The organism is Limnobaculum allomyrinae (assembly GCF_016649425.1).
GTDB classification, from domain to species: domain Bacteria; phylum Pseudomonadota; class Gammaproteobacteria; order Enterobacterales; family Enterobacteriaceae; genus Limnobaculum; species Limnobaculum allomyrinae.
In genome coordinates, this window is the sequence record NZ_JADRCR010000008.1 from 16348 (window position 1) to 40401 (window position 24054).

General features: G+C 47.3%; 21 protein-coding genes. 19 read left to right on the forward strand and 2 right to left on the reverse strand.

The annotated features are described in order from the left end of the window. Nucleotides 1-65 precede the first annotated feature (65 nt). From glyA to I2494_RS14505, 5 genes are all read left to right on the forward strand, one after another. A complete protein-coding gene (glyA, locus tag I2494_RS14485; RefSeq protein WP_218467611.1) occupies nt 66-1319 on the forward strand; it encodes a serine hydroxymethyltransferase in 1254 nt (417 codons plus the stop codon). Nucleotides 1320-1491: 172 nt separating this feature from the next. Continuing rightward, entirely contained in the window at nt 1492-1866 is a 375-nt protein-coding gene (locus I2494_RS14490; protein ID WP_218467612.1) for a rhodanese-like domain-containing protein, read from the forward strand. An 18-nt stretch (nt 1867-1884) separates the two neighbouring features. Continuing rightward, nucleotides 1885-2523 carry a DUF1007 family protein gene (locus I2494_RS14495; RefSeq protein ID WP_228350971.1) on the forward strand — a complete coding sequence of 213 codons (639 nt, stop codon included), beginning with the start codon at nt 1885-1887 and terminating at the stop codon, nt 2521-2523. Then, entirely contained in the window at nt 2514-3521 is a 1008-nt protein-coding gene (locus tag I2494_RS14500) for a nickel/cobalt transporter (protein WP_218467613.1), read from the forward strand. The genes I2494_RS14495 and I2494_RS14500 overlap by 10 nt, the downstream gene beginning before the upstream one ends. A gap of 30 nt (nt 3522-3551) precedes the next feature. Continuing rightward, nucleotides 3552-4292, forward strand: coding sequence for a glycerophosphoryl diester phosphodiesterase (locus I2494_RS14505; protein ID WP_218467614.1), 741 nt, complete (start codon nt 3552-3554; stop codon nt 4290-4292). A 54-nt stretch (nt 4293-4346) separates the two neighbouring features. On the opposite strand, the gene I2494_RS14510 is transcribed toward I2494_RS14505, so the two are convergent. Both I2494_RS14510 and suhB read right to left on the reverse strand, forming a co-directional pair. Continuing rightward, entirely contained in the window at nt 4347-5093 is a 747-nt protein-coding gene (locus I2494_RS14510; RefSeq protein WP_218467615.1) for a hypothetical protein, read from the reverse strand. A gap of 61 nt (nt 5094-5154) precedes the next feature. Further along, a complete protein-coding gene (gene suhB, locus I2494_RS14515; RefSeq protein WP_218467616.1) occupies nt 5155-5958 on the reverse strand; it encodes an inositol-1-monophosphatase in 804 nt (267 codons plus the stop codon). 131 nt (nt 5959-6089) lie between these two features. On the opposite strand from suhB, the gene trmJ reads away from it, so the two are divergent. The 14 genes from trmJ to ndk all read left to right on the forward strand — a co-directional run bounded on the left by trmJ (nt 6090) and on the right by ndk (nt 23836). Beyond that, a complete protein-coding gene (gene trmJ, locus I2494_RS14520; RefSeq protein WP_218467617.1) occupies nt 6090-6863 on the forward strand; it encodes a tRNA (cytosine(32)/uridine(32)-2'-O)-methyltransferase TrmJ in 774 nt (257 codons plus the stop codon). Between the two features lie 177 nt (nt 6864-7040). After that, entirely contained in the window at nt 7041-7544 is a 504-nt protein-coding gene (iscR, locus tag I2494_RS14525; RefSeq protein ID WP_130593015.1) for a Fe-S cluster assembly transcriptional regulator IscR, read from the forward strand. 47 nt (nt 7545-7591) lie between these two features. Next, nucleotides 7592-8806 (forward strand): IscS subfamily cysteine desulfurase, encoded by a 1215-nt coding sequence (locus I2494_RS14530; protein WP_218467618.1) that lies wholly within the window; start codon nt 7592-7594, stop codon nt 8804-8806. A 55-nt stretch (nt 8807-8861) separates the two neighbouring features. Further along, entirely contained in the window at nt 8862-9248 is a 387-nt protein-coding gene (gene iscU, locus I2494_RS14535; protein WP_218467619.1) for a Fe-S cluster assembly scaffold IscU, read from the forward strand. 24 nt (nt 9249-9272) lie between these two features. Beyond that, nucleotides 9273-9596: an iron-sulfur cluster assembly protein IscA gene (iscA, locus tag I2494_RS14540; protein ID WP_130593012.1), complete on the forward strand. Its 324-nt coding sequence runs from the start codon at nt 9273-9275 to the stop codon at nt 9594-9596. 120 nt (nt 9597-9716) lie between these two features. Beyond that, complete coding sequence (gene hscB / locus I2494_RS14545) at nt 9717-10247, forward strand: co-chaperone HscB (RefSeq protein WP_140920040.1); 531 nt, start codon at nt 9717-9719, stop codon at nt 10245-10247. A gap of 12 nt (nt 10248-10259) precedes the next feature. Then, nucleotides 10260-12110, forward strand: a complete 1851-nt coding sequence (gene hscA, locus I2494_RS14550; RefSeq protein ID WP_218467620.1) for a Fe-S protein assembly chaperone HscA — start codon at nt 10260-10262, stop codon at nt 12108-12110. A gap of 2 nt (nt 12111-12112) precedes the next feature. Further along, a complete protein-coding gene (gene fdx / locus I2494_RS14555; RefSeq protein WP_130593009.1) occupies nt 12113-12448 on the forward strand; it encodes an ISC system 2Fe-2S type ferredoxin in 336 nt (111 codons plus the stop codon). A 20-nt stretch (nt 12449-12468) separates the two neighbouring features. Further along, on the forward strand, nt 12469-12669 hold the full coding sequence (gene iscX / locus I2494_RS14560; RefSeq protein WP_108901592.1) for a Fe-S cluster assembly protein IscX: 201 nt from the start codon (nt 12469-12471) through the stop codon (nt 12667-12669). A 77-nt stretch (nt 12670-12746) separates the two neighbouring features. Further along, nucleotides 12747-14042, forward strand: a complete 1296-nt coding sequence (pepB, locus tag I2494_RS14565) for an aminopeptidase PepB (RefSeq protein WP_218467621.1) — start codon at nt 12747-12749, stop codon at nt 14040-14042. A gap of 285 nt (nt 14043-14327) precedes the next feature. Then, nucleotides 14328-15173 carry a hypothetical protein gene (locus tag I2494_RS14570; protein WP_218467622.1) on the forward strand — a complete coding sequence of 282 codons (846 nt, stop codon included), beginning with the start codon at nt 14328-14330 and terminating at the stop codon, nt 15171-15173. Nucleotides 15174-15272: 99 nt separating this feature from the next. Beyond that, a complete protein-coding gene (locus I2494_RS14575) occupies nt 15273-20222 on the forward strand; it encodes an alpha-2-macroglobulin family protein (protein WP_218467623.1) in 4950 nt (1649 codons plus the stop codon). 287 nt (nt 20223-20509) lie between these two features. Then, a complete protein-coding gene (gene pbpC / locus I2494_RS14580; protein ID WP_218467624.1) occupies nt 20510-22861 on the forward strand; it encodes a peptidoglycan glycosyltransferase PbpC in 2352 nt (783 codons plus the stop codon). A 543-nt stretch (nt 22862-23404) separates the two neighbouring features. Beyond that, entirely contained in the window at nt 23405-23836 is a 432-nt protein-coding gene (gene ndk, locus I2494_RS14585) for a nucleoside-diphosphate kinase (RefSeq protein ID WP_218467625.1), read from the forward strand. Nucleotides 23837-24054 lie beyond the last annotated feature (218 nt).

The following is a 24054-nucleotide window of genomic DNA, read 5'->3' on the forward strand; positions in this document are numbered from 1 at the left end:
ACACTGGTTCGATGTTGTACTTAGTTGCACCTTTACCAGTTAATTAGCTTACTCAGGAGATGCGGATGTTAAAGCGAGACATGAACATTGCCGATTATGATGCCGAATTATGGCAGGCCATACAAAAAGAGAATGTTCGCCAGGAAGAGCATATCGAGTTGATTGCTTCTGAAAACTATACCAGCCCACGTGTAATGCAGGCTCAGGGAACTCAATTAACCAATAAATATGCCGAAGGGTACCCGGGTAAGCGTTATTACGGTGGCTGTGAGTATGTTGATATTGTTGAACAATTAGCTATCGATCGTGCTAAAGAGCTGTTTGGTGCTGACTATGCTAACGTGCAACCGCATTCCGGTTCACAGGCTAACTCTGCGGTTTATATGGCGTTACTGAATCCGGGAGATACGGTACTGGGGATGAATCTGGCACACGGCGGCCACCTGACCCACGGTTCACCGGTTAACTTCTCCGGTAAGTTATATAACATCGTACCTTATGGTATTGATGAAAGTGGTCAAATTGACTATGACGATCTGGCTCGTCAAGCTGAAATTCACAAACCAAAAATGATCATCGGTGGTTTCTCTGCTTATTCCGGTATCGTTGACTGGGCAAAAATGCGTGAAATTGCAGACAAAATTGGTGCTTACCTGTTTGTTGATATGGCTCACGTTGCTGGTCTGATTGCCGCTGATGTTTATCCAAACCCGGTTCCTCATGCGCACGTGGTTACCACCACCACGCATAAAACGCTGGCTGGCCCTCGTGGTGGTCTGATTTTAGCCAAGGGTGGTGACGAAGAGCTGTATAAAAAACTGAACTCAGCGGTATTCCCTGGTGGTCAGGGCGGCCCGTTAATGCATGTGATTGCAGCAAAAGCCGTAGCGTTAAAAGAGGCAATGGAGCCTGAGTTTAAAACTTACCAGCAGCAGGTTGCTAAAAACGCGAAAGCGATGGTGGACGTATTTAAATCTCGTGGATATAAGATTGTTTCCGGTGGAACTCAAAACCACCTGATGCTGCTGGATCTGGTGGATAAAGATATCACCGGTAAAGATGCGGATGCTGCTTTAGGCAGAGCCAACATTACGGTTAACAAAAACAGCGTACCGAACGATCCAAGAAGTCCGTTTGTGACTTCAGGTGTACGTATTGGTACTCCTGCGGTGACCCGTCGCGGCTTTAAAGAAGCAGAAGTACGTGAACTGGCCGGTTGGATCTGTGACGTGCTGGATAACATCAATGATGAAGCTGTCATTGCGAGCGTGAAAGCTAAGGTTCTGGATATTTGTAAACGTTATCCGGTTTATGCATAAACGTTCTGACAGCAATCACGCTGATTTTCATATACAGTGACAATCAGCGTCAGGAACAATTCTGTTAATAACAGGCGCTATATTGATAATATAGCGCCTGTTTTTTTACTGGAAATCGTCACTGTGGGCACTGATAATCTATAGTGTCTTTATGATAACCAAGGAGAAGTGTGTGAAAAAGCATAACCCAGGTTTTGAGCAGCTGTGTGAAGCCGCACGTAAAAATGTACATGAAGTCAGTATTCAGCAAGTAAAAGAGATGATGGACAAGGGAACCATTCCACTGGTTCTGGATGTTCGTGAAGAGAGCGAATTTCAGAAAGACCATATCCCCGGCGCAAAACATCTGGGACGTGGTGTTTTAGAACGTGATATTGAAACCGTTGTTCCTGATAAAGCAACACCAATGGTGCTGTACTGTGGCGGCGGTTATCGTTCTGCATTGGCAGCAGAAAGCATCCAAAAGATGGGGTATACTAATGTGCTCTCTATGGACGGCGGATATCGCGGCTGGAATGAAGCTAGCTATCCGTTAGTAAAAGAGTAAATCATTAAGCAAATCCCCATGATGCTGATAACTCGAACCATAGTGTTTGCCATGATGTGCCTGCTGAGTCCATTAGCGGGTGCTCACCCACATAGTTTTATTGATATTGATTCCAGCCTGGTTATTCAAAACCAGCAACTGGCTGGTGTTCGTATGGTATGGGAGATGGACGAGCTGACATCGGCCGCTTTACTGTTGGATGCCGCGATGGCAAAAGATTCACCACTGGTCTGGCAGAGCATGGCGGATGAGTTAATGGAAAATACCCGCAATCAGCTCTATTTTAGCTATATGAAGCTCAACGATAAGCCGGTTCAATTTGCCGAGAAAGCGGATAACTACTCGTTATCTCGTCATGGCAATAAAGCGGTATTTACCTTTGTTTTACCACTAGTTAATCCAATTCCGCTGAAAAATAACACCATCACACTGTCAACTTATGAGCAGAGTTACTATGTGGATATGCGTTACCCTTCAGAAAAGTCGATTCATCTAACCGATGATATTGCTGCAATATGTAGCGTAAAGTTAACTACACCAAAACCGGACTCATCTCTGATGGCTTATGCCCGCTCATTAGATAAAAATGATTCTCCGGGAGAAGATATGATGTTGGGCAGCAAGTTTGCCCAGACCGTGACGTTGAAATGCCATTGATTGATAATAAACCCAACTATTCTTCCGGCCGTTTTTGGCCGCTGTATCTTTGTCTGGCCGCCCTTGCCATGCTGGCAGTACTGGTATGGTTAAAGTGGCCGGACTTTGTATTACAAAGTTCCCTTTGGCAAAAACAGCTGCATCAACAGCTGGTTTCGCTATTACAGCAAGTTAAGCAATATCCGCTGGAAACCGGTGGAATGCTGATGTTATTCAGCTTTATTTACGGTGTACTCCATTCCGCCGGGCCGGGACACGGTAAGGTTATTATCACTGCCTATCTGGCGACCCATCCTTTAAAACTGCGAGCCAGCCTGCTGCTAACTCTGGCAGCTTCACTGGTGCAGGGCGTGGTGGCTATTTTGCTGGTTACCATGGTGCTTTCTGTTCTTCAGCTCTCAACCCGAACTATTCACCAAAGTAATTTCTGGATGGAAAAGGGCAGCTATTTACTGATTGTGCTGGTAGGGGGAATGCTTTGCTACCGGGCAATTCGGCAATTGCGCAGCATGGCGAAGCAAAAGCAGGTGCAACAAACCATTAAGATAAACTCACTGACGCCGCTGGAGCCCGGACACGTACATAGTGACAGCTGTGGATGCAGTCATCGCCATTTACCAACGGCTGACGAGCTGGATGTTTCCGGCGGTTGGAAAACCAATTTGGCGATTATTCTTTCCATCGGTATTCGCCCCTGTTCTGGTGCCATATTGGTCTTACTGTTTTCTAAAGTGATTGATGCTTATTCGTGGGGAATAGCCGCGGCGATGGTAATGGCGTTAGGAACGGCCACGACTATTTCACTGTTAGCGCTGTTGGTTCATTACGCTCGTCGGTTAGCAGAAAAGCTGACGGTAACCCGCCAGCGTTCAGAATGGGGTAAGGTAGCGTTGATTTCCTTTTCACTGTTCGGTGGTGTACTGCTGATATTGTTTGGTCTGGTTCTGTACTATGGTGTATCGCCAGCCGCTTCCGGCGGATTACGCTATTTCGGTTAGTGATGTTCGAGCTTATTCACGGGAGAAGTCATGAGAACTATTTTTGCTCATCGCGGCGTGTCGTCACTGGCACCAGAAAATACACTATCGGCCATTAAGTTATGTACTGATTATCAGGTACGTTGGTTTGAGTGTGATATCGATATCCTTCAGGATGACACCATTATACTGTCCCATGACTCAACGCTCGATCGCTGTACCAATCGCTCAGGTTCTCTGTTTGAATTAAATCGACAAGATCTGGATCAGATTGATGCAGGAAGCTGGTTTAGTGATGAATATCGCGGTGAGCGTATTCCTACTCTGAGCCAATTGATAGTATTGATGAATCAGTATCAGCTCAACGCCAATATTGAGATTAAATCCGGCGATGTCAGCGCCGAAGCCTGCCGTCGTTTACTGGCAGGGTTAGATCGGGCGTTAAACCAACTGGATGATGGGCGGGAATACATCATTTCCAGTTTTAATCCTACGCTGCTGGCAGAATTTAAACGATTACGCCCTCAGGCGCCGGTAGCCTGCCTGTTTGAAAACCATACGCTAAACGATGACTGGCATGTGATTATGGAGTGGGTCGGCGCTGAATATATTCACCCGCAAAATGAAGGGCTGACTCACCAGCAGGTACAGCTATTTAAAAGTAAGGGCTATCAGGTCAATGTTTGGACAGTTAACGCCAAAGACCGCGCCAATCAGCTGTTTAACTGGGGTGTGGATGGCATCTTCACTGATTTCCCTCAGAATTTCTCGTCACAATACCGGGAAGAGTAAGGTGTCGCATTATTTTTGACCGCTGAAGTTAAATAAACGTTTCGGGTATATTTATTATCCCAACTGGTATTTAAGACGACTTTTACGGAAATCTTTCAATGCGAAGTCACCGGTACACAGGGAATTGCTGTCATATTGCTCAGCTAGCTGTTCGCTGACATAGCTAATCTGATGGTGCAAACCATGGTTTTTTACCCACATAACCAGATTCAGATTAGGTTGTGACATCTCCATACCGGTAAATTCATATTGTTCTCTGCGGCAGAGAAAACAGGCGGTTTGCCCGGGAAGAATGCTTAATTCAACATCTGAACGAGGAAACTGAGTCCAGATTGTTCCATCATTAGTCACGCTGGAAACATGGAACTGGTATGGGGCAAGAGAACGAATATTGTGGTACATCAGTTCAGCCTGTTCCCCGACATATTTATTCGACTTAATCCGGTTTTCGCTACGTACCCACTGGTTTTCAAAAAAATACTCGCCGGACAGGCTTAACACGGCATTCGTATTGGGCGTAAACAGAGATTTCTCCAACGAATGTTGTTTTGCGGCGACAGACAGCATGGGGACATCATTAATGAATGGCAGATAGTTTGGGCTTATATATTGACGAACTCCCCGCATAGGTCGGCTATCAACTAACTCAAAGAATCGGTATTCCGTCGCTTTGGAAGGGCCGGTATAAAAGAAAGCGTCTTCCGGCAATGTGGTTCTGGTGGTTCCTTTGCCATAGAAAGAGAACTCCCGAACAAAAAACGCTAAGAATAGGGTAGGGCGAGGGAGCTGAATAATATCCATAATCAACAACGAACCAATAATGGCCGGGCAATCTTATAGCCAACTGCCCGGTATCCGATGATTAACGCTTTAATGAATCGCTTAATTCATCACGCACAGTTGACAGCAGTGCTTTAACCACGCGTGGGTTACCCGCCACAACGTTGCCTGAAACATAAGAGTTATGTCCGCCAACGAAGTCAGTCACAATACCACCTGATTCACGAACCAGCAGTTCACCGGCAGCAAAATCCCATGGCTTCAGGCCAATTTCAAAGAAACCATCAACGCGGGAAGAGGCAACATAAGCCAGGTCTAATGCGGCTGAACCGGTACGACGGAAGTCTGCGCACTGGGTGAACAGTTTGCCAACCATATTGATATAGGTAGCAGAGTGCTGTTTTGCTTTAAATGGAAAACCGGTAGCCAGAATGGTACCAGAAAGATCTTTTGCGTTTGAACCGCGCAAACGGTAACCGTTTAGCTGCGCACCCTGACCGCGAGCGGCGGTAAACAGCTCATTACGCATAGGATCGTAAACCACAGCGACTTCCGTGCGGCCTTTAACGCGCACAGCAATAGAGACGCTGAAGTGAGGGAGTCGTTTGATAAAATTGGTGGTGCCATCCAGTGGATCAATAACCCATTGTACATCCTGGTCTTCTCCAGCCAGTTCACCGCGTTCTTCACTGATGATGGTATGTTGAGGATAAGCTTTACGAATAACATCGATAATCAGATGTTCTGCTTCGCGGTCAACGTTAGTTACAAAATCGTTGTTACCTTTTTGGCTTGCTTCAACGGTGTCAGGTGTTTCATAAAACTTGGCGATCAGGTTACCAGCCTTACGTGCAGCACGTACGGCGATGTTCAGCATAGGATGCATGGGTATCTTCCACTAAATGTTAAAGAACAGAGAAATATAAAGCGGGCGAAGTATACCAGAGGATCGGCAAAATATACAGGCTGTGTTACTATTCATTCTCATAACTTTTAGCCCACAGAATTTTGTTTTTTATGTCAGAGCTTATCTCCGAGAAAATTGGACTGGATAATATTCGTATTGTGCTGGTCGAAACCTCCCATACCGGCAACATGGGTTCTACCGCCAGAGCCATGAAAACCATGGGTTTGACCAACTTATATCTGGTTAATCCACTGGTTAAACCTGACTCACAGGCGATCGCTTTAGCTGCCGGCGCCAGCGATATTATCGGTAATGCCACTATTGTGGATACGCTGGATCAGGCATTAGAAGGATGCCGTCTGGTGGTTGGAACCAGCGCCCGTTCCCGAACCCTACAGTGGCCAATGCTGGAGCCGCGAGAATGTGGAATCAAAATGTGTCAGGAATCTGTTCAGGCACCGGTAGCGTTAGTGTTTGGCCGTGAACGTGTTGGGCTCACCAATGATGAACTGCAAAAGTGCCATTATCACGTAGCGATTCCTGCCAATCCGGATTACAGCTCATTAAATCTGGCAATGGCAGTACAGATTCTGGCTTATGAAATTCGCGTTGCCTGGTTGGATCAGCAAGAAAGCGGCAAACCACAACCGGTGGTAGTGGAAGATGAAGTTTATCCGCTGGCGGAAGATCTGGCGCGTTTCTATCAGCATCTGGAATCGACACTGCTGAATATCGGTTTTATTCGAGCAGCTCACCCAGGGCAGGTCATGAATAAACTGCGTCGCTTAATTAATCGTGCTCGCCCTGAGAGTCAGGAATTAAACATTCTGCGCGGGATTTTAAGTGCCATAGAAAACCCCGATACAAGAAATAGGCAGAAATAATCCTGAATTAACACCTTTTCAATTGTTACAATACGGGCGACAATAGCGGACATATCTCGATTTGGTGACATTTTTCTGGCTCAATAATACTTGACTAAATTACTCAACTAAATAGTTGACTGAAATAGTTGGGAATGCCAAACTATCTGCATCTTCACAAACAGATGGGCATTAACAATGAGACTGACATCAAAAGGTCGCTATGCAGTAACAGCCATGTTGGACGTGGCTTTGCACTCACAAGAAGGACCGGTCCCTTTAGCTGATATTTCCGAACGTCAGGGGATTTCTTTGTCTTATCTTGAGCAATTGTTCTCCCGTTTGCGCAAGAATGGTTTAGTGACCAGCGTTCGTGGTCCTGGTGGCGGCTATTTACTGGGCAAAGATGCCGGTGATATCGCCGTTGGTTCAGTTATCAGTGCCGTTGATGAATCTGTCGATGCGACCCGTTGTATGGGAAGCGGTGGATGCCAGAGTGGTACGCGTTGCCTGACACATACACTGTGGCACGATCTCAGTGAACGCATCAGCAGCTTTCTTAATGAGATTACGCTGTCTGAATTGGTAAAGAATCAAGAAATTCTGGATGTAGCCGACCGTCAAAATAACGAAACTCAAGGTACGGTTACCAGCACTCATCGTGCATTCGATGAGGCAAAAAAGATCAATCTGCGCGCTTAATTGGCAGTGATGATTGCATTATTTAGAAGTCGTGTACGGAGCAAAGAATGAAATTACCTATCTATCTGGACTACTCAGCAACAACACCGGTCGATCCGCGCGTTGCCGAGAAGATGATGCAGTATTTGACCCTCGATGGCATTTTCGGTAACCCAGCCTCGCGTTCTCACCGTTTTGGCTGGCAGGCAGAAGAGGCGGTCGATATTGCCCGTAACCAGATTGCAGAACTGGTGGGTGCCGATCCTCGCGAGATTGTTTTTACCTCTGGTGCTACAGAAGCGGACAACCTGGCGATTAAAGGTGCAGCTAACTTTTACCAAAAGAAAGGTAAGCACATCATCACCAGTAAGACGGAGCATAAAGCCGTACTGGATACCTGCCGTCAACTGGAGCGTGAAGGTTACGAAGTAACTTATTTAGCGCCACAGGCTAACGGTATTATCGATTTAAGCGAGCTGGAAGCAGCCATGCGTGATGACACCTGTGTGGTTTCTATCATGCACGTGAACAACGAAATTGGCGTGGTTCAGGATATCGCCACCATTGGTGAAATGTGCCGTAGCCGCGGGATTATTTTCCATGTGGATGCTACCCAGAGCGTGGGTAAATTGCCGATTGACCTGTCCCAGCTTAAAGTTGACCTGATGTCTTTCTCTGGCCATAAAATTTATGGGCCAAAAGGTATTGGTGCTTTATATGTTCGTCGTAAACCACGGGTAAGAATTGAAGCTCAAATGCACGGTGGTGGTCATGAGCGCGGTATGCGTTCTGGTACTTTACCGGTGCACCAAATTGTTGGGATGGGTGAAGCTTACCGCATTGCTAAAGAAGAGATGGATACCGAAATTCCTCGCCTTCGTGCACTGCGCGATCGCCTGTGGGACGGTCTGAAAGATATTGAAGAAGTTCACTTGAATGGCTGCCTGGAGCAAGGCGTAGCCAGCATTCTTAACGTAAGTTTTAACTACGTTGAGGGTGAATCTCTGATGATGGCTCTGAAAGATTTAGCCGTTTCTTCCGGTTCAGCCTGTACTTCTGCAAGCCTGGAGCCGTCTTATGTGTTACGTGCTTTAGGTATGAGTGATGAATTGGCACATAGCTCAATTCGCTTCTCTCTGGGACGTTTTACTACTGAAGAAGAGATCGATTACACCATTGATTTAGTCAAGAAGTCGATTGGCCGTCTGCGTGACCTGTCTCCACTGTGGGATATGTTCAAACAAGGCGTGGATATCAGTACCATTGAGTGGTCTCATCATTAATTGATTTGATATCGCGCCGCAGTGATGGGCGCGGTAATCAGCAGGAGTAATAAACATGGCTTACAGCGAAAAAGTTATTGAACACTACGAGAATCCTCGTAACGTTGGTTCATTTGATAATGAAGACCCTACCGTTGGTAGCGGTATGGTGGGTGCGCCAGCCTGTGGCGACGTAATGAAATTGCAGATTAAAGTTAACGATCAGGGTATTATTGAAGACGCCCGTTTTAAAACTTATGGCTGTGGTTCAGCGATTGCTTCCAGCTCCCTGATTACCGAGTGGGTTAAAGGTAAATCTTTAGATCAGGCCGAAGCAATTAAAAACACTGAAATTGCTGAAGAACTGGCATTACCGCCGGTAAAAATTCACTGCTCGATTTTGGCAGAAGATGCTATCAAAGCAGCCATTGCGGATTATAAAAACAAACATAGTAATAAATAAGCAATAAACGATTGAGGTTTGGTTATGGCGATTACCATGAGCGACAGCGCTGCACAACGTGTTCAGACATTTTTATCTAATCGGGGCAAAGGCGTAGGCCTTCGTCTGGGGGTAAGAACGTCGGGCTGTTCTGGAATGGCGTATGTTCTCGAATTTGTTGACGAATTACACGATGAAGATACGGTATTTGAAGACAAGGGCGTGAAGGTAATTGTAGATGCAAAAAGTCTGGTCTATCTGGACGGCACCGAGCTGGATTTTGTTAAAGAAGGCCTGAATGAAGGGTTTAAGTTTAATAACCCGAACATTTCAAGTGAATGTGGTTGTGGCGAAAGTTTTAACGTCTAGTCTGCTATCGTAACGTTTGTAGATTAAATACAGCATTCGAAAATGTCGACTTTGAAAAGTGCTCCCTTGCTGATAGCCGGTAAGGGAGTTTTCGCCTAACCTATATCATCAGAGCACGTCATGGACTATTTCACACTATTTAACCTGCCGGTCCACTATGTGGTGGATACTTCATCGCTCTCATCCCGCTATCAGGAATTACAACGCCAATACCATCCCGATCGTTATGCTACGGCCTCTGAGAGCGAACGTCTCCAGTCAGTTCAGCAAGCGGCAACAATAAATGATGCTTATCAAACGTTGAAAGATCCGCTGCGTCGTGCAGAATACCTGCTGTCTCTTAACGGGATAGATGTAAGAAATGAACAGCAAACCATGCATGATACGGTGTTCCTGATGGAACAACTGGAGCTGCGTGAAGAGCTGGACGGTATTGAACACCGTAATACCAGTCAGAAAGAGACCGAATCAGCACTGTCTGCCTTTAGCCAACGAGTAGAAAAAATGACCCGGCAGCGCAGTGAACAACTAAAACAAGAATTGGATAGCCAGAACTGGAAGAGTGCGGCAGATACCGTACGTAAACTGAGTTTTCTGGATAAGCTTCAACAGCAGGTCGAACAACTGGAAGAGAAGTTATTCGACGCCTGACGGAAACTGAACATGGCTTTATTACAAATTAGCGAACCGGGGATGACGGCAGCACCCCATCAGCGTCGGCTCGCAGCGGGTATCGACTTAGGTACCACTAACTCTCTGGTTGCCACTGTCCGCAGTGGGCAAGCCGAAACGTTACCCGACGATCAAGGTCGCCATTTACTGCCTTCCGTAGTGCATTATCAACATGAAGGAACGGATGTTGGCTGGAGCGCACGCGCTCAGGCAGCTGCCGATCCTTCTAATACCCTGAGTTCGGTGAAACGAATGATGGGGCGTTCACTGAACGATATCGTTCAACGCTACCCAAACCTGCCTTACCAACTGCAAGCCAGTGAGAATGGCTTACCGGTTATTGTTACCGCAGGTGGAATGGTTAATCCGGTTCAGGTTTCTGCGGAGATTCTGACAACGCTGGCGAAACGTGCTCAGGAGACATTAGGCGGCGATCTTGACGGTGTGGTAATTACCGTTCCTGCCTATTTTGATGACGCTCAGCGTCAGGGTACCAAAGATGCCGCTCGCCTGGCTGGATTGCATGTGCTGCGTCTGTTAAATGAACCAACCGCGGCAGCCATTGCTTATGGCCTGGATTCAGGACAGGAAGGGATTATCGCCGTCTACGATCTGGGTGGTGGTACCTTTGATATTTCTATTCTTCGCCTGAGTCGTGGCGTGTTTGAAGTGCTGGCAACCGGCGGTGATTCTGCGCTGGGTGGTGATGATTTTGACCATCTGCTGGCAGACTGGTTGCGTGAACAGGCTGGATTTGGTGCTCACAGTGACCATCAGCTTCAACGTCAGTTACTGGATGCAGCGATAGCGGCTAAAATAGCGCTTAGCGATAGTCATAGTGCTGAAGTTAAGGTCGGTAGCTGGCAGGGTACGGTTACCCGTGAACAGTTTGACGACCTGATTGCTTCGCTGGTGAAAAAGACATTATTGGCCTGTCGCCGTGCACTGAAAGATGCTGGCGTCAGCGCAGATGAAGTCCTGGAAGTCGTTATGGTCGGCGGTTCCACCCGTGTACCATTGGTGCGTACTTTAGTGGGTGAGTTTTTTGGTCGAACCCCGTTAACCAGTATTGACCCTGACCGGGTTGTAGCGATTGGTGCTGCTATTCAGGCTGATGTGCTGGTTGGTAATAAGCCAGATTCCGATATTTTATTGTTAGATGTGATTCCGCTTTCTCTGGGCATTGAAACCATGGGCGGATTGGTAGAAAAGATTATTCCACGCAATACCACCATTCCGGTAGCCAGAGCGCAAGAGTTCACCACCTTTAAAGATGGTCAGACAGCGATGATGGTTCATGTGCTACAGGGTGAGCGTGAATTGGTTGATGACTGTCGTTCTCTGGCTCGCTTTACGTTACGTGGCTTACCGCCAATGCCGGCCGGTGGTGCGCATATTCGCGTAACCTATCAGGTGGATGCGGATGGTTTACTTAGTGTGACGGCGATGGAAAAATCCACCAACGTGCAGGCATCGATCCAAGTAAAACCCTCTTATGGCCTGAGCGATGATGAAATCGCCACCATGATTAAAGACTCGATGACCAATGCACTACAAGATGTTAGTGCACGTATGCTGGCAGAACAAAAGGTAGAGGCTGCCCGGGTGCTGGAAAGCCTGAATGCCGCTTTGAACAGCGATAGCGATCTGCTCACTGAAACTGAACGAGCTGAAATAGATAGTGCTATCAGCCAGCTACAAACTGCTATGCAGGGTAATGAGACTGCAACAATAGAAGCGTCCATCAAAACACTGGATTCTGTAACTCAAGATTTTGCCGCCCGCCGTATGGATTCATCAATACGCCGCGCTTTGGCGGGTCATTCCGTAGATGAGGTTTAAGCATGCCTAAGATAGTATTCCTGCCCCATCAGGACTTATGTCCGGAAGGGGCGGTTGTTGAAGCAAAAGAGGGTGAAACCATATTAGATGCCGCATTACGTAACGGTATCGAAGTGGAACATGCCTGTGAAATGTCCTGTGCCTGTACCACCTGTCACTGCATTGTGCGTGAAGGATTTGATTCTCTGGCAGAAAGCAGCGAGTTGGAAGACGATATGCTGGATAAAGCCTGGGGACTGGAGCCGGAGAGCCGTTTAAGCTGTCAGGCAAAAGTGACCGATGAAGATCTGGTGGTTGAGCTTCCTCGCTATACGGTTAACCATGCCCGCGAGCATTAATGAATAACGGGATATAAAAGATGAGTTTAACCTGGAAAGACAGTCGGGAAATTGGCGAAGCGCTGTACGATCAGTTTCCGGATACCGACCCGAAAACGGTACGCTTCACGGATTTACATCGTTGGGTGTGCGAGTTAGAAGATTTTGAAGACGATCCCAACGCCTCAAACGAAAAGATCCTTGAGGCGATCCTGCTAGTCTGGCTGGACGAAGCAGAATAGTAATCATTAATGGGGCCGCCTTTGGGGGCCTTATTTTTTTGGTTTAAGTAAATATAAAAATAGCGGGAGCCATAACAATGACAAATCAATTTATGCCTGTTTATCTTTCTCATGAACCTGCTGATGCGGTTTGGGGTGACAAAGCCCTGTTAAGCACCAACAGTGAAGGAATGACTATTCATCTCCATGGAAATGGCAAGCTGGGCGCTATTCAACGTGCGGCCCGTAAAATCGACGGTCAGGGCGTTAAAAAAGTGAAGCTGGCGGGAGAAGGCTGGGATTTGGAACGCAGCTGGAGTTTCTGGCAGGGCTTCCGTGGGCCAAAAGGCGAAAGAAAAGTTGAATGGGCGACGCTGGAGCAGCAAGAACAGCAAGAGCTGGCGCGTCGTTTACAGATTATTGACTGGGTTCGTGACACCATCAATATGCCAGCGGAAGAGCTGGGGCCGGAGCAACTGGTTAAGCGCACGGTTGATTTGTTCTGTGATATTTCCTGTGACGCGGTGAACTATCGCATTGTTAAAGGTGAAGCACTGCGTGAGCAGAACTATATGGGACTGTATACCGTAGGCCGTGGTTCCGAGCGTGAGCCTGCTCTGCTGGCTCTGGATTACAATCCAACCGGTAATCCGGATGCACCGGTATTTGCCAGTCTGGTAGGTAAAGGTATCACCTTTGACTCCGGTGGTTACAGCATGAAACAAAGCGCTTTTATGGACTCTATGAAGTCCGATATGGGCGGCGCGGCAACTATCGCCGGTGCGCTGGCGTTAGCGATTAGCCGTGGTTTGAAACAGCGGGTAAAACTGTTCCTGTGCTGTGCCGATAACCTGGTAAGCGGTAATGCTTTCAAACTGGGTGATATTATCCGTTATCGCAATGGTAAAACCGTTGAAGTGATGAATACCGATGCAGAAGGGCGTTTGGTGTTAGCGGATGGCCTGATCGATGCTGAAGCACAAAATCCGCAGATGATTATTGATTGCGCCACTCTGACCGGTGCAGCCAAAATGGCGTTAGGAAATGACTATCATGCGCTGTTTAGCTTTGACGATGCGCTGGCAAACGAGATGTTGAGCAGCGCTAATAGCGAAAATGAACCATTCTGGCGTTTACCGCTGGCGGAGTTCCACCGTAGCCAATTGCCGTCAAACTTTGCGGAACTAAACAATATGGCAGGTGCGGCCTATACCGCAGGTGCCAGTACCGCAGCTGCTTTTCTGTCTCACTTTGTGAAAAATTATCAGCAGGGTTGGATCCATATCGACTGTTCGGCAACTTACCGTAAAGGTGCAGTGGATCAATGGTCGGCAGGAGCAACGGGGTTAGGTGTTCGGACAATTGCCAACTTGCTATTAAGCCAAAAGTCATAATGAAATAGGTTGATAACGCGGGTTGGGTACCCGCGTTATTGATGACTGATTGAATAATGGGCTGACTCTTCTATCAGAGGCAGCCTATTTTTTTACATCGCGGTTATCTATTTGCCATCAGTATTTTTCTATAACTACCTTTTAATGTTATGAAAGTCACTGTGGATTATTAATGTGTGATGTAAATATTATTTAAGTGTATTTTTAATCAATGAAACTCTCTATCATCCTATATAATGCTTCACCAATCTTGAGTTTGTAAGGCTTAACAAGGAGGTTTCGGTTATGGACTACCCTATTCTTCATTCGTTACGTCAACTGAGAAATTCTGCTGACAATAGCGATTCTGAACAAAAATACCTGCAGTTTGCTCGTGAATTTCATGATCAACGGGTATGGATATTGAATGAGAGTAGCCCTGCTCAGAAAGATCAAGGCCTGCTGAATGTTGGGCTTAATTATGTGGATGATGCGGAATTACCCTTCCTGTTTGCTTATCTGGGGAGTGAACCCGGCGTTCCACCTGAATCGTTACCCGAGATTCACGATCCTGAAGCTGGGAGCTATATCGAAGTACGTGGTGTGACGCTGATGGGATTTTCACAGCAGCAGCGCATTGATGTTATTTTGATTAGTGATGCGGATAATTTTGAGCAGATTGATTATAAGCTTCTTGATTTTTTAACCATGAGTCTTCAACTGGAAGAGCAGGGTAATGAGCCATTACCAGCGGATTCCAGTCAGGGTATTCATATTAATGATATGCCGACCATATTTTCTAAAGCGTTATACCAGTATTGTGCAGAACACCGTGACATCCAATATTGCCGATTGGGTTTTGCCTCATTAGGTTTTGGCCAACGTTGGTCGCTCTTGATGCTATTAGACAGTGGTAATGGCAAAGCCAGCGATGAACATTTGCATGATATTCAGGTATTGGCTACTCAATTGTTACCTGTTGGCATCGAGCTTACGCATTTATCTGCCAGTGATACTTCGACTCACAATATCGTGACAGGCATGGTTAACCAGCCGCCATTTTATAGTCATACTGATTCTCAAACGTGGTTTGCCAGATTAAAGCGACGATTTAATCCGCCATTACCATTAGCGATGAGATTTAGTGATTAATGAGTTTTAGGGTTATGCTTTACTAGTATAATATTTCTTCAGAATCATATTTATTTACGGCTAACTTACTTATCTACATTATCTCAGAGAGAATCGCTTATGCGTCAGGGAAATTCTGATTTTTGGAGGCTGAGGGGGCTACTTCTTGCCTCATGTCTTGGCTTCGCTTCTTTACCGCTCCATGCAGCACCGGAAACGCCACAAGCTACGCCAGCTGCAGAGCAGCAAGCGTCTCGTTATGCCGGTAAGTCCTTTACTATCCTTGATGCCTCTGAAGTTCAACTGGACGGTGCCAGCGCGATGGTGGTGACCTTTTCAATTCCACTGGCAGCGAATCAGAATTTTGCCTCTCTATTGAACCTGGTGGATGAAGCCAGCGGTAAAGTCGATGGCGCATGGGAAATGTCGGACAATATGATGGAGCTACGTCTTCGTCATCTGGAGCCTTCCCGTAAGCTGATTCTGACCGTTAATAAAAACCTGAGTGGTGTTAACGGAATGAAACTGGACAAAGAGTTCCAGCAAAAGTTAACCACCCGTGATATTGAACCTTCTATTGGCTTTGCCAGCCGTGGTTCTCTGTTACCAAGTAAAGTGATTACCGGGCTTCCGGTTATTGCCCTGAACGTGAATAAAGTTGACGTTAACTTTTACCGCATTAAGCCGGAAATGCTTTCAGGCTTCCTGGCTGACTGGGAAGGAACGGGAGCAAAAAGCTATTGGGAATCTCAGGAATTTCTGAAAAAAGTCGATTTGGCTTATACCGGTCGTTTTGACTTAAGCCCACAGCGCAATACCCGTGAGCAAGTATTGCTACCGTTAAATAGCATTAAAGAGCTGCAACAGCCCGGTGTCTATCTGGCAATGATGCAGGAAGCGGGTGCTTATCAATACAGTAATCCGGTGACAATTTTCACCCTGAGTGATATTGGTATCTCTTTACACCGTTACCACGATCGTCTGGATGTGTTTACCCAGGCGCTGGAAGGTGGTGAGGGCGTTTCCGGGGTTAAAGTTGAGCTGTTTGACGAAAAAGGCAACTCACTGGCGCAAGCGAAAACTTCATCTGATGGCCACGCTCAACTGATAAAAGATGATAAAGCAAAAATTATGCTGGCCACTAAAGATGGGCAAACCAGCTTAATCGATCTGAGTAAAGCCGCGCTGGATCTGTCGGAATTTGATATTGCCGGGCCAGAAGGCTTCGCAACGCAATTCTTCACCTTTGGCCCACGCGATTTATATCGCCCGGGCGAAACGCTGATTGTGAACGGTTTACTGCGCGATTCTGATGGTGCAGAGCTGCCTGACCAACCGGTAAAAGTGGATGTGCTTAAACCAGATAATCAGGTGACACGCAGCTTTGTCTGGCAGCCGAAAAAGAACGGCTTCTATCAGTTTATGTATGACATCCCTAATAATGCGGCAACGGGTGAATGGTCATTACGTATCAACTTAGGGGATAAACAGCCCCGTTTCTATAAGTTTAAAGTAGAAGACTTCCTGCCTGAGCGCATGGCGCTGGAGCTGAAATCGGTTGAAGATGTACCGGTTTCTCCTTCTCAGGAAATAACCTTTGATGTTACTGGCCGTTATTTATATGGTGCGCCAGCATCAGGTAATCGCCTGCAAGGGCAAATGTTCCTGCGTCCGGCTCGTGATGCGATAGCGAAATTACCAGGTTATGAATTTGGTTCGGTTCTGGACACCAATCTGAGCCGTTCACTCAATGAATTTGACCTGAAGTTAGATTCTGAAGGGTTAACCAGTGTAACGGTTCCGAGCGACTGGGCTGAAAGTAAGTCACCGATGAAGGTAATTATTCAGGCCAGCCTGATGGAATCCGGTGGTCGTCCTGTTACTCGTCGTGCCGAGCAGGCTATCTGGCCAGCCACTAATATGCCAGGTATCCGCCCGCTGTTTAACAAAAAAGAAGTTTACGATTACAAAACCAATAACTATAAACCTCAGTTTATGGTGGACTCTGACAGCTTAGCGGGTTTCGACATTGTTTATGCCAATGCTAAAGGTAACAAACTGTCGGCAGAAGGTCTGAATGTGCGTTTAGTTCGTGAGCGTCGTGATTATTACTGGGAATGGTCTTCCAGCGATGGTTGGAGCTCTCGTTACGATCAAAAAGATTTGATTATTAATCAGGAAACGATATCCATTGGTGCCGATCAGGTGGCTAAAGTGAGTTATCCGGTGGAGTGGGGTTCTTATCGACTGGAAGTTGAAGACCCTCATAGTGGAATGGTGACCAGCCTGCGTTTCTGGGCAGGTTATAGCTGGCAGGATAATACCGATGGTACCGGTGCGTTACGTCCGGATCAGGTCAAATTGAAACTGGATAAGCCTGCTTACCGTCCGGGTGAGAAGGTGAATCTGCACGTTGAAGCACCAACGGCCGGTAAAGGCTATCTGATGCTGGAATCCAGCGATGGCCCTTTATGGTGGCAAGAGATTGAAGTGCCGGTTGGCGGAGCTAACTTTAACGTACCAATTAATGAAGATTGGAATCGCCACGATCTCTACCTGAGCGCGTTAGTGGTTCGTCCTGGTGATAAAAATATACAGGCTACGCCAAAACGTGCTGTAGGGTTGCTGCATCTGCCGCTGGTGGATGAAAACCGTAAGATTACTCTGGCGCTGGATGCTCCGGAGCGTATGCGTCCTAATCAAACGCTGACGGTAAAAGTAAAAGCGTCTGTCAAAAATGGCGAGTTACCTAAATCAATCAACGTTCTGATGTCCGCAGTAGACAGCGGAGTATTGAACATTACCAATTATGTTACCCCAGACCCTTACGAAGCTTTCTTTGGTCGTAAACGCTATAGCGTTGACCAGATGGATATTTATGGTCAGTTAATTGAAGGGAAAGGTAAAACTGCCAAGTTGAGCTTCGGTGGTGACGGTGAAGATGATGCTCTGGCTCGCGGTGGTAAAAAACCGGTTACCGTGGTGAAAATCGTTGCACAACAGGCTATGCCAGTGGTGCTGAACGATAAGGGTGAAGGTGAAATTCAGATGCCGATCCCTGACTTTAACGGCGAACTCAGACTGATGGCTCAGGCCTGGAGTGATGAAGAGTTCGGCAGCGCAGAACGTAAAATGGTCGTTGCTGCACCGTTAATTGCGGAACTGTCTATGCCTCGCTTCATTGCCGGTGGTGACCGCAGTATTCTGGCGCTGGATCTCAGTAATCTTACCGATGGTGAACAGTCTCTTAATGTGACCGTTGAAACCAAAGGTCTGGTGAAACAAACCGGTGCTGCACAGCAAACGGTTAAATTAACTAAAGGTCAGCGTAAGACGTTGAGCATTCCGGTTGAAGCATTAAATGGCTTTGGTCAGGGGGATGTTACCGTTCGGGTGAATGGCCTGGTATTACCGGGCGAGCCTTCAACGGCGTTTGAACGTCACTGGACGCTGGGCGTTCGTCCTGCAACTCCGGCGAAGACTAACAGCTATGCGATGACACTGCGTGCCGGCGAAAGCTGGGCATTGCCACAAGATGCACTGCTGGGGCTATCCACTCCAACGGTGGAAGGCCAGATGTCATTAACCGCGGTACCGCCGTTAAATGTGGCTCAGCATATTCGTGAGCTGTTTGCCTATCCGTATGGCTGTCTGGAGCAAACCACCAGTGGATTGTATCCATCGCTGTATAGCAATCAGGCTCAACTGGCTGCATTAGGCATTAAGAGTGACAGTGATGATGTGCGTCGTCGCAATATTGATGTTGGTATTGAGCGCCTGTTAGGCATGCAGAAAGATAATGGTAGCTTCTCTCTGTGGGAGCGTGAAGGCAGTGAAGAATATTGGTTAACGGCATACGTTACTGACTTCCTGGTTCGTGCCCGTGAGCAAGGTTATTCAGTACGTGAAGATGCGTTGAATAAAGCTAATCAGCGTCTGTTACGTTATCTGCAGGATCGCAATCAGATCGAACCTCAATATATTTCGAATGCTTCAGCGACCAATGGCGCTAAGTTTAGCGTGCAGGCTTATGCCGGACTGGTACTGGCTCGTCAGCAACAGGCACCATTAGGGGCGTTACGGCAGCTGTATGAACGTCGTAGCGAGGCAATGTCTGGTTTACCACTGGTTCAGTTAGGCGTTGCTCTGCAATTGATGGGGGATATGCCAAAAGCCACTCAATTGATCCAGCAAGGGACCGCAATGGGTGGAGCTAACCGTAACACTTGGTTAGGCGACTATGGTAGTGACCTGCGCGATAATGCCTTGATTCTGGTGCTATTGAATGAGTACCACCTGTTACCTCAGCAGCAGGATAGTGCATTAATGTCACTGTCAGATGCGCTGGTTTCCAACCGTTATCTGTCAACGCAAGAACGTAATGCGGTTTATCTGGCGGGGCGTGATTTACCTAAACGTGAATCAGCAGAATGGGAAGTGGAAGTCTCAGGTGTTGAAAGTAAAGACTATGAAGAAACCAAGTCAATTTCTTCCCTGTATGATGCAACCCAACTGGCAAAAGGTATCAATCTGACTAACAGCGGTAGCGTAACGGTATATCCACGCATTGATATTACCGGTTATCCGTTGAAACAGCCGACTCCAGTGAGTAATCGCCTGCATATTGAACGTAACTTCCTCAATCTGGATGGCTCTACCGCTTCACTTGATCACGTTAACAGTGGTCAGCTGTTAGTGGTGCATTTGAACCTGTGGGCCGACAATCAGGTGAATGATGCGCTGGTAGTCGATCTGTTACCTGCGGGTTTTGAACTGGAAAACCAAAATCTGGGTAGCAGTAGTGCCAGCCTGAGTGAAAGTGCCGGAGAATTGATGGCGCTACAAACCAAGATGCAAAGCGCTGAAATCAAGTATCAGGAATACCGTGATGACCGTTATGTTGCAGCGGTTAAAGTGGATGGCTCGAAGAGCAATCCAGTAACGTTGTTGTATCTGGTTCGTGCGGTAACACCGGGTACCTATAGTGTTCCTGCTCCGCAGGTAGAATCCATGTATAAGCCAGAGTGGCATGCGATTGGGGCGACGCCGGTGAGGTTGGAGATTAAATAGTGGTGTAAATGGGGCGAGGAGCATCGCCCCTATGCTTATTTAAATTGGCGTTAGAGAATATTCCGGCCGTAAGGACATAGTGCCTATATTATTTTATGTGTGCGGCCGGAAGAGCATCTGTACTTTGCACTGGTGTGCGTCGGGCCTACCTTCCCTAGGGGCACTTCGTTGGCTTACGCCAAGTCGGCCCCAACGGAAAGGTATCCCTCCGTTTAACTCTGCTAATAATATTGGTTTGATATTGTTGTCGTTGTCGAGCTAATTTCCGCTTTGTATGAGTAACTGAATTGCGTAGTTTATTTTCCCGATTGTTCACATTTCGTTTTTGGCGCAGGCTAGTCGTTGTCGTGGTGGTATTGATTGCCGTTACGGCGTCGGGGCTGTGGCTGGCGGATAAGATTTGGCCTTTACCTGCGCCTGATGTACAAGTGGCGAAGGTGGTAGTGGCTGAGGATGGTTCCCCGCTGTGGCGGTTTGCCGATGCGGATGGGGTATGGCGCTATTCGGTTTCGCTGAATGAAGTGTCGCCTTATTATCTGCAAGCCTTGCTGACCTATGAAGATCGCTGGTTTTATTCTCATCCGGGAATAAACCCGTTAGCCATTATGCGAGCGCTGTGGCAGAACCTGGCTAACCAGCGCATTGTCTCCGGTGGTAGTACACTTTCAATGCAGGTGGCTCGCCTGATTGAACCTCATGATAAAACATTCTTTGGCAAACTGCGGCAAGTGTTCCGCACTTTGCAGCTGGAATGGCATTACACCAAAGATCAGATACTGACGATATATATCAATCGTGCACCTTACGGCGGCACATTACAGGGTATTGGTGCCGCAAGCTGGGCCTATCTGGATAAACCTCCATCAGAGCTCACTCGTTCAGAAGCGGCTCTGTTGGCAGTATTACCACAGGCTCCCAGTCGTTTACGCCCCGATCGTTATCCTGAGCGAGCGCAAGCTGCCAGAGATAAAGTGCTCGATCGTCTTGAAGAATATGGCGTTTGGGATAAGGCGCAGGTAGACGATATTAAGCAAGAGAGTGTCTGGCTGGCAGAGCGTCAGGCTCCGCAACTGGCGCCATTACTTTCCCGACGTTTATTGGCAGAAAGCAGCACTGATGTGATTCATACCACTATTGATGCCTCATTACAGCGGCGTCTTGAAGATATGGTCATGGGGTGGAAGAGTCAGTTACCCCCCAGTACTTCCATGGGGATTCTGGTGGTTGATCACTCAACCATGTCAGTAAAAGCCTATATTGGTTCAGCGGATCTTAACGACCGTAGTCGATTCGGTCATGTGGATATGATTAGCGCGTGGCGTTCTCCCGGTTCAACGTTGAAGCCTTTTGCTTATGCGATGGCGCTGGATGATGGGCTGATCCATGCAGAATCTTTGTTACAGGATGTACCCCGTCAGTTTGGTGATTATCGTCCCGGAAACTTTGATACCGGGTTTAGCGGCCCGGTGAGCGCTTCCGATGCATTGGTTCGCTCACTCAATCTGCCGGCGGTTCAGGTTCTGGAAGCCTATGGGCCAAAACGATTTACCGGCAATATGCGTAATGCGGGTATTGTTTTGCGTTTCCCGCTTAACAGCGATCCTAATCTATCTCTGATTCTGGGTGGAACCGGTATGCGGATGGATCAACTGGTTAGCGGTTACAGTGCATTTGTGCGGCAGGGCAAAGTTGCGGCATTACGTTATCGGCCGGAAGATCCACTGGTGGAACGTCAGCTAGTTTCTCCCGGCGCGGCATGGATTGTTCGTCGGATTATGGCGGGAGAAGGGCGCCCGGTTCCTGATAGTCAGATTTCAGATATTACCCCGCTGGCATGGAAAACCGGTACCAGCTATGGCTATCGCGATGCCTGGACTATTGGAATGAACGGTGGCTATCTGATTGGTATTTGGGTAGGTCGCCCGGATGGTACTCCGGTGGCAGGTCAGTTTGGATATGCAACCGCGGTGCCGATTTTGCATCAAATTAACCACTTGCTGATAAACCGTAACAACCAGTTAGCAAAAAATTGGCCGAAGGATCCGCGACCCTATTCTGTCAGTCGTGCAGTTATTTGCTGGCCTCAGGGACAAACTCTGGAAGCTGGTGATACTAACTGCCGCCAGCGTCGTCAGGCATGGATTCTGGATGGTACGATCCCGCCGACGCTGTCTTCCATCGGGCAGGATACGGGCATCGGTGGTTGGTTAAATCTGTGGGTTAATGCCGAAGGAAAACGAGTCGCTGCGGACTGTAGTGGTGCCATATCACGTCGAATTGCTTTATGGCCGATTGCATTAGAAACCTGGTTGCCGTCGTCAGAACGCCGAATCAGTCGCTTGCCGGAGCGTGATACCGAGTGTCCACCTATCAGTTACGATGTCAGCCCCCCGTTGTTGATTTTGGGCTTAAAAGACGGGGCGATTCTTAAACGTATTCCGGGAACACAATCTCTCGATCTGCGTCTGGATACTCAGGGAGGCCGGGGCAAACGCTGGTGGTTTATTAACGGTGAATCTTTGATGGAAACGGAAGAAGATAAACCAATGGTTCATACCCTGACGAATTCCGGTAAATATCAGATTAGCGTGTTGGATGAGAGTGGGCAGGTGAGTAGCGTGGGGTTTGTATTAGAGTAATATTTATGTTCTTGACCTTATGTTTTTGATCTCTTTCAGAGCACTGGAATTCAGCTGACAACTGAATGAGGGTAGCACGCCGAACATGGATGTTCGGCGAGGCACTGATTCGCCGGGAGCGAATCAGTGCCGGTGCGTAAGCCCGAATGAAGGCGGAGGGAAGTCGCGTAGCGACCTGGATTCGGGTGCGAAGGCGCGGAGGTGCAGGAGGCGTTCGCCTTAACGCCTCCTGCTCGGCCACTTGCACATTTGCTAATTTAGACTCTGTACTGTTAGTGGACGAAATTTCCTCGATACTAAATTCATCGTATTTTGCTTTAAAATTGCACCTCAAGTCTCAATCTGCCGTTATTCTGCGCTAAAAATGCGGTATACATCCAAAAATGTGTACTAACTTCGGTTTATTTTAAAAAAATGTTACATCCGAGATAGGCAAGCCTGATATCTGCTCGTATAATCAGCCGCGAATTACGTCTGGCTACAATGATTTACCCTACAAATTAAAATATATATAGAACAGTTATCAGTAACCCCGAGGTGAATATGTCTATCGAACGTACTTTTTCCATCCTTAAACCCAATGCCGTTGCTAAAAATGCAATTGGCTCTATCTATTCGCGTTTTGAAAATGCAGGATTCACCATTGTTGCTGCAAAAATGCTACACCTGACCAGAGAGCAGGCGGCAGGTTTTTACGCGGAACATGATGGAAAGCCGTTCTTCAATGGTCTGCTGGATTTTATGACCTCTGGCCCGGTAGTTGTGCAAGTTCTGGAAAGTGAAAATGCGGTTCAGCGTTATCGCGATCTGATGGGGGCGACTAACCCCGCCAACGCATTGGCTGGAACGTTACGCGCTGATTATGCGGATAGCATGACTGAAAATGCAGTTCATGGTTCTGATTCTACAGCATCAGCTGCGCGTGAAATTGCTTATTTCTTCAGTGATGACGAGGTTTGTCCTCGCACTCGTTAATCTGAACGACTTAATGATAAAAGCCAGTGAGTTAACCCACTGGCCTTTTACTGGTTTCAGGTCTGTTTCAGCGGTAAATAAGTGTATCAGTTAATGACAAAATTACCGTGGCGATATTAAAACTTCTTTAATATCAAACAGTATTTTTAAGCTAATCAGGTTATGACTGGATATTCATTTTTAACTATAAGGATGTGCATAGAAACGTTTCACTAAAA